This window comes from Francisella-like endosymbiont (genome assembly GCF_003069505.1).
Taxonomy (GTDB): Bacteria; Pseudomonadota; Gammaproteobacteria; order Francisellales; family Francisellaceae; genus Francisella.
Genome location: NZ_QAPC01000005.1, coordinates 125056 through 138949 on the forward strand (window position 1 = coordinate 125056; position 13894 = coordinate 138949).

Below are 13894 nucleotides of genomic sequence, written 5' to 3' on the forward strand. Positions count from 1 at the left end.
TGTTAGAAATTATATTGATTACTTAACAAATTCAAATGGGTTACCATATTTTTCCATATATTTTCCCCCTAACAACTCTGAGCCAATATAATTAAGATGATTAGAATCTGCATATATAGGTATATTATTTATTTCAATATCACAGTATTTATCATTACATATAGCTTTTTTGGGATCTATAACTATTAACTGAGGAAATTCTTTTTTTAGTTTCATTATTAAACTTAAAAAAGAAGCCTTCTGTTGTTTTACAAAACTTATACTTAGCTGGCATGAGTGTGATTTAAACAAGGATGGTAGTTTAATTTTTTCCAATGGACAAAGGTTCATAATGTCAGTAGCGAGTGTTGGTGTATCTAAAATTAGTATTGGTGTACTACCATTTTCTATTACTAGTTTTATAGATTTTCCTAATGAATTAATAGAGTCTAAATAAATTGAGTTAGACCATTCACCAGCAAGAATTACATATTTGTATTTTTTGACTTTATTAATTGTGATATAGCTTTGTTTCTATCAGTAACAGAAACATATTCGACAACATTTTGAAAATCAGATAAGAAAGGAGTAGTTTTTTGTGTTACAACATAAGCTTTCTGGTTTGCATGTTGAAGCCATGTACTTAACATAGGTATTTCTGATCTGGCATGCGAGTCACCAACTAGAAGGAAGTTAGTTTTTTTGGAGTTTGTATTTCCAATTGAACATTTGCTTACATTTGGGAGTTGCTTTGATTTGAAGCTAAGCGATTGAATCATAAGAAAGCAGTTATTTTGATCTATTTTTTCAAAGCCATAACTATAGGTTAGCTTATTTTGGTTAAAAAGATCTGAAGAATTAAAGCCAAACTTATGGTTTGTTGAGGCAATGTAAAAACAAAAAGCTAATATTAAAGATAATAACCATAATCCTATAAAACTTTTAATAAAGCTAAACTTGTATTTATGCTTAAAGGGTTTTTCAATAAATAGATATGTTAAAAAAGCAAGTATGATACTAATAATTAATATAATAGTGCAAACAGTGCTAGTTTTTTCAATACTTAGATAATTAATATAAGAAATAATAGGCCAATGCCATAAATATAGAGAATATGAAATTAGTCCTATTGCAGCAAAAGGCTTTAAACAAAGTATTTTATTTATGACAGGAGTAAAGTTAGTATTATTACCACAGTAGATATAAAAAGTCGCTCCAAAACATGTGGTTATAGTCCAAAAGCTAGGAAAGCTGACATTAATAAAAAATATAGGTATTATCACATTATAGTAGCAATTATTGAAAGAATATTAAGAGCTAGTTTGTTGTTGATAGATGTTTTTAAGTTGTTATTTAGGAAAATAGCTAAACAACATCCAAATAATAATTCAAATGCTCTATGAGTCGGGAAGTAATACCATCTTTGTGAGCTTAAAACATATAGTTTAAATTCTCCTGATAAGAAGATAGTAGTAGAAATTACTAAAAAGATTACTGAAATAATAAAAAGTTTCTTTTTCGTAGCAAAGTTTAAACGAAATAATAAGATTAATATTAAAGGCCAAATAATATAAAATTGTTCCTCTACACCTAAAGACCATGTATGACGTAGTGGAATTATCTGAGAGTACTGACCAAAGTATCCAAAATCAAGTTTTAGAAAGAAGAAAAAATTAGATATTGACGCAATAGCACTTATAAGTGATTCACAATAGTCTGTTAAATCTTGAGGTAGAAGTATTAACCATGCAAAAATGTTGAGACGCTAAGAACAACAATTAAAGTAGACAATATTCTTCTAATCCTTCTAAGATAAAAGTTTTTTAAAGAAAAGGAGTTGTTTTGTAAATCTCTAATTATTATTGATGTAATAAGATATCCTGAAATTATGAAGAAAATATCTACACCTAGAAAGCCAGATTTAATCCAGCTAACATTTAAATGGAAGAAAATTACAGACAAAACGGAAAAAGCTCTTAAACCATCTATATTCTTTCTGTATTTAATGTTGCTCATTAGTTACTTACTTTTAAAATAATCTATTTTTATAATACATTTTTCTTACTTATTAATAAAATATATAGCTTAATATTTCTATATATTATTTAACTTAAACTATTATTTAAATCATAAAAGCTATTTAGCTTAGAACAAACGTTTTCTATTTTGCTTGTACTTTAATTTAAGTTTATAAATAATATAAGCTACTTAGAAACTTGTTTGTTTAATGTTACTTATGAAAATCAAATGTACAAATATATTAATAGCTATTTTGATAATAACTTTTTTCTTTATCATAAATTATTTACAGCCGTTAAGAGCAGATGATTTTGATAGAGCTTACACGGATGCTCTTAGCAAGGGCTTCATTATCTATCTTCGAGGTATTGCGTCAAATTATATTCATTGGACAGTGCGTGTGTCTGCACAAGCATTAATTTATTTATTCTTGAGTAAGAAGTATATTTATTTATCTGTATTTTTGATCAATATAATAAATTCTGTATGCTTTTATTTGTTTATCTTGTATTCATATAAGATAGTAACTTTTAGAAGTAGGGTACAACTATTTTCGAGAGATTTCTTGGTATACTTATTCTTTTTTATTTTTATTTTTTATCAGACAGGATTTATTGCTAATGTTATATGGAAGACCGCTGCAGTACAATATTTTTTGGGATAACTTTATTAACTATTTTCTATTATCTATCAATAATAAAAAACAAACAAACTATTTGTTTTAGTTTATTTGTAGGTTTCTTTATTGGTTTATATAATGAAATATTCATGGGTGTGGCAATTATTTATCTTTAGCTTATTTCTTAGATAAGAAAGTTTCTCGAGAAACTATAAATAAGAATATTTTATACTTTTTTGTAGCATGTACGTTAGGAGGAGTTATCTTAATACTAACTCCTGGTAATTATGTCAGACTAGATACTATATCATCTGAAAGGTATGCTAATATGTTTGGTAATATTATATATTTAATAATTGAAATTATAACAAAACCAAGTGATACAGCAATCCTTTTAGTTTTGATGTTTATTTTTTTAATTTTAATATTTTCTAATAAAAATATTCCAAAAACGAAGTCTTTTATTTATGGTGGAGCAATTATCTGCTCAATATTTGTGTTAACACCAGTTTCGAAATCATATAATTTAAATCAAAGAGTTTTGTTAATATATGATGCTATTTTTTTCATAGCTACGATGCAACAGTTTTATAATCATAGTAGTTATATTGTTAATAGGCTCAATCATCAGCTTACTAAACTAAGCTGGTTATTTTTAATATATCTAGCTATACAGCTTTCTTTAATGATGAGTATTTATTTGATGATATATAGATTTGAAGAGTATCGAAATACTTTAGTTACTTATTACCAACAAAATAATGTTTCCGAACCAGTTTTGCCAATGCTCTCAGAGTATAGTCAAATAATGTTTATTAATGACATTACTTTAGATGAAAATACTTATAATAATGATGCATTTGCTAAGTTTATGATTTTGATAAAGTCTATGGTAGAGAATTAAACCAATATATTTAATAATTCTTCAATTGTTATTTGCTGTTTTTCTTGAGTTTTACGATTTTTGTATTCGATTAAACCTCGTTCTAGCAGCCTATCACCAATTACTACATGATGAGAGTAGCCTATTAAATCAGCATCAGCAAACATCACACCAGGTCTAGCACCTCGATCATCTAAAAGGACATCGATACCATTTGCAAGCAAATCTTGATAAATTTTATCTGCTACTTCTTTAACCTTGTCAGATTTGTTGTAGTTGATAGGTAATATAGCAACCTGGTATGGAGCAATAGCTTCTGGCCATATGATTCCATTATCGTCATGAGATTGTTCAATCGCGGCAGCCATCACACGCGATACACCAAAACCATAACAACCCATAAGCATAGGTTTAAATTTACCATCTTGACCGATTACATTAGCATTCATGGGTCTTGAGTAAACATCCTCAAGCTCAAAAATATGACCAACTTCGATACTATTTGTAAGCTCTAGAGTTCCTTTACCATCAGGGGAGATATCACAAGCTATTACATTTCTAATGTCAGCAACTTGATAGTTAGCTACATCTCTATCCCAGTTTACATTTGTAAAGTGATAATTATCTTGATTAGCGCCACAAACTAGATCTGTAATTACAACTGCACTATAGTCAGCAATTATACTAATATGGCAGTTATATATACCAAGTGAACCAGGATTTGCATTAAATAGTGAGAAAATCTCTTCTTTAGTTGCTAATGTATACGGTGCAACTATTTGCTCAAGCTTATTAATTTTAGTTTCATTTAGTTCATGATCACCACGGATAACTAAAGCAAAGAAGTTATCTTTAGCATCCTTGATAACCATAGTTTTAACAGTCTGTTTGATATCAAAATCCATTTGATTACAAAGTTTATCAATGGTTTTGATATTAGGTGTATGGATAATTGTAATTGGCTTTTGAGAGCTTATTTTTTGACTTAAATCAGGTTTTGCATAAGTAGCTAGCTCAATATTTGCAGCATAGTCAGAACCATTACTATAACAAATAATATCTTCACCAGTATTTGCTAATACTTGAAACTCATGACTGTTATCACCACCTATAGCTCCAGTGTCAGCCTTAACAGGGCGATAAGCTAAGCCTATTTTATCAAGTATGTTACAATAGGTTGTGTACATGGTATTGTAAGTATTGCGTAAACATTGACTATTTTCATGAAATGAATAAGCATCTTTCATAATAAATTCACGCGCTCGCATTACACCAAAACGAGGGCGAATCTCGTCTCTAAATTTGGTTTGGATTTGGTAGAGATTTAACGGTAATTGTTTATAGCTTTTGATAGTATCTCTAGCCATATCAACAATTGGCTCTTCGTGTGTTGGACCATAACAGAAATCTCTATCATATCTATCGCGTAATTTTAAAAGCTCTGGACCAAATTTATCCCAGCGATGAGTTTCTTGTAAAAGCTCCGAAGGTAGTACACTTGGTAAGAGTAGTTCACTAGCACCAGCCTTATTCATCTCATCACGCACGATGTCTTGAATTTTTTGGAGTACCTTGAGACCTAGTGGCATCCATGTATAGATACCAGAGGCTAGTTTTTTGATAAGACCAGCTTTAAGCATATATTGATGACTAATTAGAACCGCTTCTTTTGGAAGTTCTTTTGTCGTAGTAATTAGAGTTTGTGTTGCCTTCATGAGATTTGTAAATCTAAAAATAAAAATATGAGCTAAATTATAGCAAAAAATAATTAATAAAATATAAAAATTAACTCTAGATAGAAGGAAGTTAGGGAGATATGAAAAAACTAAGGAGTAACATCTAGAGTCATTTTTATAGCTAGCAAATGCATCTTTTTAGCTGTTGTTGTAACAATTTTCAATGCTGAGATTGAAGCTATATTTCGGACTAATAATATATATGCATATTAATTAATTTTTTTAGCGATTAAAGAGCCAATAACTATTTGAATCAGATGGACATAATTGTGGGTTGCATTCAACAAATACATTTAGTGTATTTGCTAATGTTAGGATTAAGATTAGGACTATAGCTAGTTTTGCTAAGATACTTAATTTTTCTTTTTATTTTCATTTGGGGTGATTAAGCCACAAATAGCAGCATATAAGATAAAAATAATACTTACTATGAAATTCCAAGTATACATATGTAGTGAAAACACCGCATCACCATAATTTCCAGTGCCTGGAACAATATGTAAAAGTATCTGAGTAATTGCCATAGCTGCATTTAATAATACAACTAAAATTATAAGTAGATAGTGCTTATAGCTACTACCATGAGTTAAGTTTAGTAACAAGCCAAAAGTTAGTAAGCTTCAAGCCATTCTTTGAAATACACACAATGCAATAAGGTAATTCTTGAAAAAATAGCTGATAATAAAAAGCCATAGCTAAGATTATACAGATACCAATGATAGCTAAAGAGTCAAAAAAGTCTAGAACACCTTGTTTCATATTAATCTCGTTAAAACTGAATATTTATTGTGGGGGATAAATACGACTAATAATAATCTTAGTGATATAAAAAAGAGTATTTTAGCTATTTTATACTTATCTGTTATCGCAAATATTAAGCTAAGTAGTGTTGTTGAGAATATTAGTAGTACCATCTTATCAAAACCAATTGTTTATTTAGATAATGGGATTATATTCTAGTTTATCTTATAATTTAAATTGAAACTTCTAAATTGATATATAAGTAATTCTGATATGTTAGTAATAAGCACACTTAGGGCTATTTAGAATTCATAAATTTAGAGATAAGAAAGGATGAGAAAAATATAAACTACTAAACAGCCCTAAGTAAAACTTTTTAGTACTGTGGAAATTTTTCTGAATTTTTTATGGCTCCCCGAGACGGATTTGAACCGCCGGCCAATTGATTAACAGTCAATCGCTCTACCACTGAGCTATCGGGGAACTTGTGGAGTATTATATGGGTGATTTTTGAGGCTGTCAACTAGTTATTTATATTTTTTATAATTTTTTCTCTGTAATAGCAATTTTTTAATCTTGCCTAAAAGATTACGATATTCAATCAAGTATCAATAGTATTTTTTTGGTCTCTCAATATTAAGTTTTTAAAAAGTTTATATACTTAGATGTATATGATAACATATTCTAAATCAAAAAATACTACTAATAAGTTAATAAAGTGATAGAAAATCAAGTTGTTCAAAATCAGCAAGAATTAGTCGAAGAATTATCATCTTTTGAAGATTGGGAAGATAAATATGATTATGTCATTTCATTAGCTAAGCAGCTACCAGAATTCCCTGAGGACAAAAAGACCGAAGAAAACTTAGTCAAAGATTGCCAATCGCAGGTTTGGTTTGATAGTAATATAGACCAAGGTAAGCTAAACTTCATAGCTACAAGTGATGCTTTGATAGTCTCTGGTTTAATTGGAATGCTTTTAAGAGTTTATAATAATGCTACTCCTGCAGAAATATTAGCTTCAAATACTGATTTTATCAAGCAAATAGGTTTTGGTAATAATTTAAGTACGACGCGTGCGAATGGCTTAAGATCGATGCTTGATTATATATATGCTACAGCTAAAAAAATCAGTAAATGAAAATACTAGTTTGTCGACCTCATGATGATGCTGTTAGTTTAACAGAACAACTCTGCCTAAATGGTCTTTTATCTGTAAGTTTACCCACTATTAAAATTTGTTATCAAAAAATTACTAAGAATATTGTTGACTACACCAGTTTAATATTCACTAGTAAATATGCTGTTGAAAGTCTATTTGATCAATATCCTGCTGATTTGTTTAAAAACAAAAAAATCTATAGTGTTGGTGCTAGTACGGCTGCTGTGCTAAAAAAATATCGATTTGATGTTATATATCCAGTTAGGTATGGTTCACAAGAGCTTTTGAATATTATATTAAAGAATGATATTTCAACAGATAAGTTTGCGATTATTTCAGGAGTCTCTGGTAATGATCTTTTGCTTGAAGAGTTATCTAAGTTGACAGATTGTCATAAATTTGAGACATATTTGCGAGTTTTTATAGATCTTGATGAATTGATAGATGCTTATAATAAAGTTTTTTTGTATCAGCAGCCGGATATCATTATTGCTACGAGTCTTGATGTTTTTAAATCACTAAATAGAGTTTTTGAAAAAATAACTACTCCAAAGGCTGCAACAATTACCATAACAAGCCCAAAGATGCTAAAATTTGTTAATCAACAAGGCTTTAAAAACACCTTAAAACTTGAGAAACTAGATAATAATTATATCTGTCAAAGAATATTAGAATTTACAGAGGCAAAAGATGTCAGTAGAAAAAAACAACCAGCAAAAAAATAGCACTCAAGATAAATCAGCTCAAAAAACAACAGTAGCAAATAATAAATCTTCAATAGAGGCATTTGCTAAGATTACTCTAGTAATATCTATAGCGGCGTTAGGTCTGTCTAGCTATGCGCTTATTAACTCGATATCTCAGGCTAAAAATTCTAATGCTAATATTCAGGCATATATAGCTCTTGATAAGCAGATTAAAGCAATCAAATCAACTCAAGACCAGCAAAAGAATATCTCTGATGATTTAAGTGCACAAAATGATGCCCTGACACAGAGTGTTAAGGTTCTTCAATCACAACTCATAACTATTAATAATCAAATGGCTATTCCTGTAAAAGATTTGTATATGCAAATGAGTGTGATAAATATTCAAGCAGCTATAAATTATTTAATTTTAGCTAAAGATGTGATGATTTTTGATGGAGATTCTCAAAAAGCATCTGAGTTAGTAGATAGCGCCTTTGATAAAATACAAGCTAGCAGGGTGGCAACTGTAAGTGTCAGTGAGCGTCAGAATATAAATAGTGCTTTAGAGCAATACTCATCAAGAGATAATACTATCAAAGAATTTATCTCAATTGAGCAGCAGTTTACTAAACTTGAGTATTTAACGCCAGAAAATATCTCCACTACAATTAAGTCACAAGATTCACAAAATAAATATATCAAGCTTTTAAGCGCTATTATTGAGATTCAAGATATACCAAAAAATCAAAATCTAGTGGCAACTACACAGGCTAAAGAGTTTGTTGCTGATAGTTTATATAGATCTTTGGTTTCACTACAAAGTGCTATTTATATTAACAATCAAGATGCTATAGATAAGGCTAAAAATAATCTTGTTTATATTGTTAAAAAATATTTTGTCCAAAATGATAATGCTAAAAAACTTGAAAATAATATACAAAGTATTAAGGCTCAAAATCTTGACAGCTTTAATACTAGTATTGATAAGCTTATTAATCAGTTATCAAAGCAACAAAATCAACTTCTAGCTCAACAGTCAAATTTAAATAAAACTAATATAAGCGCAGAAGGAAGTGAAAATGATAAAAGTTTTTAAACTTGTAATAGCTGTTGCTTTAGCTACTTTAGTTGGAATATGGGCGGCTAAGTATCATGGTTATATCATGTTGGTTCTAGCAGATAAAACTATCAAAATAAATCTAGTTGCGTTTGTATTTATAGCTTTTATAGTACTGTTTATATTAATCCTTGGTGTTAGAATCGTTAGATCAGCTTTTAAGTTTCCATATTTGTTATTTAGCTGGATTATAGGATTATTTAGTGTAGATAAGCAAGAGAAGTTTGCTGATCTTGTTGCGGATATGGCTCTAGAAAACAATAGGCTGGTTAAAAAGTTTAGTATTGGTCATATCTTGAGATTGACTCCTAAACACTTAAAAGACTATGTTCTCTTTAGGAAGCTAAATGTAGTTGGAGCTACTCAAGACATTAAAGAATTAGAAAAAGCTCTTAAGCACATTGATTCCAAAACCTTTACATATAAGTTTTTAGAATTATTCAAGCTTTATCTAGTGCAGAAATTTAGTGAAGCCCAAACAAAAATAGCTGTAATGCTAGAAAAAAATGACCCAAGATTTATGCCTAATATTGTCAATCTTGCTGGTAATATTGCCTTAGCAGATGGTGATGATGCTTTTGCGTTGAAGATTCTAGAAAAGTATGATGCCTACCTAAAAGAGGATCTTGAGGAAAAACTTATAATCTTAGCTTTAACAGCAGCAAAGGATGTTAATAAGCTAGCAGATATTTATAATAAATCTGATACGACCAAGGCTCTAAGTAGAGTGTATTTAGAACAACTGATTAAATTCGGTGAAATGGTTAGTGCAGAGAAGTTTGCAAAGAAACAATTAGCAAGTTTAAATATATCTGCTGAAATGCTTAAGCTTTATATCAATGCCTTTAATATGCCAATTAGTAGACTTTGTGATAAGGTACTTGATAGAGCAAATCATGATTATAACAGTATTCTTACTTTGTTAGATTTTGCGATACTTAAATCTGATAATTACTGTTTTAAGATGATTTATGATTATATTGAGAGATATCTTAAGGACTTCTTATCTACTGCAGAATTAGAAAAATATTCTCATATGTTATGTAAGTTTTTTATAAAAAATGGTGAAGTAGTGGCTTAGACTTATCAGTAGCAAGATTAGTTTATGACAATAATTAACTAGGTTATCAGTATGCAAATTAAAAGATGGTTTTTAAATAATAGCTTAAGAAACTATCAGTATCTCTTATATAATAAGAGTCATGTTATTGTTGTAGATCCTTTAAAATCTGATATCTTTGTCGAATTTATTGCACAGAATAAATTACAGCTTGAGGCTATATTGATTACACACAAACATGGTGATCATATTGCTGGAGTTAAAAAATTATTGGCGTTATATCCAAATGCCAAAGTCTATGCATATACTGAAAATGATTTATTTAAGCCAGATATTTATGCCAAAGATGGAAGTTTTATAAATCTTGGTTTTACTAGCTTTAGGATTATCTATACGCCTGGCCATATAGATGATCATGTATGTTTTTTATTTGAGCAAGAGCGTGCGCTTTTCTGTGGTGATACATTATTTAATGCTGGAGTCGGTGGTATCCAAGCTGAATCAGCTGATGTAAATCAATTATATGACTCGTTAGTCAAAATTGCTAAGCTAGATGGTGATATTAAGCCATATCCTGCTCATGATTACTGGGTTGATAATCTTGATTTTGCATTAAGTATCCTTGCTGATGATTGTTATTTTAATTATTACAGAAATCAAGTTGCTGAGTTAGCTGCTGAGTATAAACCAGTGGTTAATTTAGCTGAAGAGGCCAAATTAAATATTTTTATCAGGGCAATGACAGATAAGACGCTTTTGAAAGTCTTACCTGATTATAGTTTAGGTAGAGAGATGTTTGTTAAATTAAGAGAATTAAAAAATAATTTTTAAGACTGTTGATTTGATTGTATAAGAGCATTGAATACTTCGGCAAACTCAGCCAACTTTTTCTATAAAGTTTTTATTTATTAAATCAACAATTTTCTTTTAATTAAATGATTTATATTTTTGTTTAACTAGTACCGACTCATTAAGTTAAAGTATTTAAATGTCTAAATTAGACTTTATATATTAATTTTTTTAATTATTGTTAGTTGAATCTTTATCAGAAGTTTTAGAGTTAGAATCTTTATTATTATCTTTAGACTCTATTTTGGTGCGACTAATCTCACGAGGGAAACCACCATTTAGGCCAATTCTTTGTAGCTTGATGATATCCGGAGCCATCGCACGTTTACTGTCATAAGGACCTATGTACATTCTAATCCAGTTGCCTACGCGTTCAAATTGAGGGTTAAGACCATCTTCTTTCATTTTTTTGACATACCAAGTGGTTTCATCCATATTTCTGAAAGAGGCAATTTGATAGATATAAGTGTATTTATATTGTGCTCTTTGCGTTTCTGGTACTACATCTACCTCAACACTATCATGTTTGAGATTGTTATAAAATGTAAACACCATTTTATCATTTGAACCATTTTCTTTAGCAGTCAAATCAGCTGATTGATCATTAGTTGCTTTTGAACTTTGTTTATTATCTAGTGTTTTTGATATTTGATTTTTTTCTGCTTGTAGTTCTATTTTGGCTTTTTCTTGTTCAGCTTTTATCTTCTTTAAATGCTTATTTATAAGTTTAGATGCTACAGCTAAAATTAAAAGACATACAACTAAGGCTATTAAAATCTTTTTTTTCTTAGTATTTTTGGGTTGTTGAGGCTCTTGTGAGTTGTCTTTAGCTATTTTTTTGGGAATATCAAGTCTTGATAGATCTTTCATAAGTGTTATTTTTTTGAATAAATTTATTAAACTTGGCAAGCGTTTAATAATGTTAATGTTATAATAGAAAAGATTATAATTAATAGTTATGTAAATATATAGGGTTTTATTATGACTTATAACAAAAATGATAAATTTATTGTTAGAGGCTTTCATACAAATTGTCCGACTGCATTCAAAGATAAGATAATCGCAATGGGCGTGATTGAAGACCAGCAAATGACTGTAACAAACAAATCGATCTTAGGTGGACCAATAGCTTTTGAAACTAATTGTGGCTCATTTTCATTGCGTAAAAAAGATTTAGAGTTTTTAAAATTAGAAAAAATAAATTAACAAAAAGAGGCTATAAGATGCGTTTACAAAAGATATTCTTATTAACATCGATATGTACTGCTACACTTGCTACAGTCAATTTATATGCTGCACCAACTACTAATACTCAGCAGTTAAGTAGCCAACAGCAGGATAATATTAAAAGTATTCTCAAAAGTAACCTTGATTCTCTATTCCCATATCAAACACAGATAACTATAGGTGAAATTAATCAAGATGATAAGGGTAGTGTTGTAGCATCAGATATTCTAATAATGAGCAGCGACTCAAAAAATCCAAATCTAACTATAAATAAAATTATTTTCAAAGGTTTATATGCTAATCAAGCAATCAAAAATAATTTCACTACCAAAGTAGAAGGTTTGAGTATAGCTAATTTAGCAGCTGCGGTGGCTAACAGTAATCTAGTCAGTGCAGAAATAGATCCTAAACAGTTGGCTGAAAATCAGGGATTATTTAGTATTGCTATGACCAGTTTAGGGCAAGCTATCTATAATTTAGAAATTAATTATAATTATAACAATAGTACAATTAACTATAGTCTTGACTCTAAGATAAATAATAAACCACTGCTAAAAGCAGCTGCTAAATTAAAAGATATCGACTTGCCTAACACTAATGTTAACGCAGACTTTCTAGCAACTCTACTTAGTGAATCTATGGATGCTAAGATCAAAGCCGTTGAGTTTGATGCTAATTTCTTAGAAGTTCTAAAAGATATCACTAATAAATATCTTGGTAAAAATTACAAGCAAACGCCTATTTTAGATATTAATGCTAAGCTGGGTAAAAATCCTGGTCAGTTGATGTTAAAAGTTGATGGTAAATTAGGTTCTCAAAACTATACTAAGTATAATATTGTTATTAATGGAGTTAATTTAGCTAATACAACAATCAATGATATCGTTGCTGGCTTTAGTAATGCTTTAGATAATGCTTACATACAGTCAAATACTTCTAGCTCTATGATTGAGCTTAATCTTGAAAAAAACTTTTTCCCTAAAGGTTCACCTATAATCGAAGTATTTTCAGCTTTAGATAAAAACAATATTAATTTTACAATAGTTTCACAGCATCAGTTTGAGGGCACTAGCTATAATACTAACTTTTATATCAAAGCAGATGGCTTAGCTAGCTTAAGTGCAAGCACTAATGCAGTAGTAAATGGCAAGCTAAATTTACTACCGTATATCGGCACAAATACACAAAATCAAACTAATCTTTATGATTGTACTAATCAGTTATGTTTAAATAATGTCGATATTAAATTTGTTAACTATGGATTGCTTGAAAAAGTAGCTCGTTATATAAATAAGGATCCAAATACAACACCACAGCAAATCTTAGGATCTTATGGCGCTTTATTACAACTTTTTGTAGTACAACAGCAAGACAAATTCTTACAACAGACATTATCAGCTTTTGCAATATTTTTACAAAATCCAAAAAATATAGCTATTCATGCTAAAGCAAATAAGCCAGTTAATGAAACTGCTTTGTTGAATATGTTAGTTACTGATGCTAAAACACTCAAAAAGTACAAGCCAGTCAATAATAATGGCAATGTTGATTTTAGTAGTACCCCTAATGTTGAGCTTATAAACAATATTCAAAATATATTCAAAATCAATTTTGATGTTAATAATTAGTTAAAAATAATTATATAAATAATATTAAATATTTGAAAAATAATAATCTTATTAATTTAAAGCGATATCACTATTGACAACTACTCAAAATAAGGTAATATATGACTCTATAACGCGGGAATAGCTCAGCGGTAGAGCACAACCTTGCCAAGGTTGGGGTCGCGAGTTCGAGCCTCGTTTCCCGC

Annotated in this window: 11 protein-coding genes, 2 tRNA genes and 3 pseudogenes; 10 read left to right on the plus strand and 6 right to left on the minus strand. The window is 29.5% G+C overall.

What is annotated here, in order from left to right:
* Positions 1 to 18: 18 nt before the first annotated feature.
* Positions 19 to 758, minus strand: a pseudogene (locus C9379_RS08030) (SGNH hydrolase domain-containing protein).
* Positions 759 to 1719: 961 nt separating this feature from the next.
* The gene (locus C9379_RS08035; protein WP_318263444.1) at positions 1720 to 1995 is read right to left on the minus strand and encodes an acyltransferase family protein; all 276 of its coding nucleotides are present in this window, start codon (positions 1993 to 1995) and stop codon (positions 1720 to 1722) included.
* 220 nt (positions 1996 to 2215) lie between these two features.
* On the opposite strand from C9379_RS08035, the gene C9379_RS08040 reads away from it, so the two are divergent.
* A complete protein-coding gene (locus tag C9379_RS08040) occupies positions 2216 to 2662 on the plus strand; it encodes a DUF6056 family protein (RefSeq protein ID WP_343377580.1) in 447 nt (148 codons plus the stop codon).
* Between the two features lie 178 nt (positions 2663 to 2840).
* A complete protein-coding gene (locus C9379_RS08045; protein WP_343377583.1) occupies positions 2841 to 3521 on the plus strand; it encodes a DUF6056 family protein in 681 nt (226 codons plus the stop codon).
* Here C9379_RS08045 and C9379_RS08050 read toward each other — a convergent pair.
* The 3 genes and pseudogenes from C9379_RS08050 to C9379_RS08060 form a co-directional block, all read right to left on the minus strand.
* Positions 3518 to 5215 (minus strand): proline--tRNA ligase, encoded by a 1698-nt coding sequence (locus C9379_RS08050; protein WP_143385233.1) that lies wholly within the window; start codon positions 5213 to 5215, stop codon positions 3518 to 3520. The two genes, C9379_RS08045 and C9379_RS08050, sit on opposite strands and share 4 nt — an antisense overlap.
* Positions 5216 to 5458: 243 nt before the next feature.
* Positions 5459 to 5995: pseudogene (locus C9379_RS08055) on the minus strand (disulfide bond formation protein B).
* A 390-nt stretch (positions 5996 to 6385) separates the two neighbouring features.
* A tRNA-Asn gene (locus tag C9379_RS08060) sits at positions 6386 to 6460 on the minus strand.
* 238 nt (positions 6461 to 6698) lie between these two features.
* On the opposite strand from C9379_RS08060, the gene C9379_RS08065 reads away from it, so the two are divergent.
* The 5 genes and pseudogenes from C9379_RS08065 (at position 6699) to C9379_RS08085 (ending at position 10836) form a co-directional block, all read left to right on the plus strand.
* Positions 6699 to 7118, plus strand: coding sequence for a SufE family protein (locus C9379_RS08065; RefSeq protein ID WP_143385307.1), 420 nt, complete (start codon positions 6699 to 6701; stop codon positions 7116 to 7118).
* Positions 7115 to 7864, plus strand: coding sequence for a uroporphyrinogen-III synthase (locus C9379_RS08070; RefSeq protein WP_143385232.1), 750 nt, complete (start codon positions 7115 to 7117; stop codon positions 7862 to 7864). Before C9379_RS08065 ends, C9379_RS08070 begins: the two co-directional genes overlap by 4 nt.
* A complete protein-coding gene (locus C9379_RS08075; protein ID WP_143385231.1) occupies positions 7830 to 8924 on the plus strand; it encodes a hypothetical protein in 1095 nt (364 codons plus the stop codon). Before C9379_RS08070 ends, C9379_RS08075 begins: the two co-directional genes overlap by 35 nt.
* A pseudogene (locus tag C9379_RS08080) lies at positions 8908 to 10064 on the plus strand (heme biosynthesis protein HemY). Before C9379_RS08075 ends, C9379_RS08080 begins: the two are co-directional and overlap by 17 nt.
* Before the next feature lie 13 nt (positions 10065 to 10077).
* Entirely contained in the window at positions 10078 to 10836 is a 759-nt protein-coding gene (locus C9379_RS08085) for a hydroxyacylglutathione hydrolase family protein (RefSeq protein ID WP_143385230.1), read from the plus strand.
* Positions 10837 to 11025: 189 nt separating this feature from the next.
* On the opposite strand, the gene C9379_RS08090 is transcribed toward C9379_RS08085, so the two are convergent.
* Positions 11026 to 11724 carry an SPOR domain-containing protein gene (locus tag C9379_RS08090; protein WP_143385229.1) on the minus strand — a complete coding sequence of 233 codons (699 nt, stop codon included), beginning with the start codon at positions 11722 to 11724 and terminating at the stop codon, positions 11026 to 11028.
* A 111-nt stretch (positions 11725 to 11835) separates the two neighbouring features.
* On the opposite strand from C9379_RS08090, the gene C9379_RS08095 reads away from it, so the two are divergent.
* The 3 genes from C9379_RS08095 to C9379_RS08105 all read left to right on the plus strand — a co-directional run bounded on the left by C9379_RS08095 (position 11836) and on the right by C9379_RS08105 (position 13894).
* A complete protein-coding gene (locus C9379_RS08095) occupies positions 11836 to 12060 on the plus strand; it encodes a FeoA family protein (protein WP_143385228.1) in 225 nt (74 codons plus the stop codon).
* 17 nt (positions 12061 to 12077) lie between these two features.
* A complete protein-coding gene (locus tag C9379_RS08100) occupies positions 12078 to 13709 on the plus strand; it encodes a hypothetical protein (protein WP_343377581.1) in 1632 nt (543 codons plus the stop codon).
* Between the two features lie 114 nt (positions 13710 to 13823).
* A tRNA-Gly gene (locus tag C9379_RS08105) sits at positions 13824 to 13894 on the plus strand.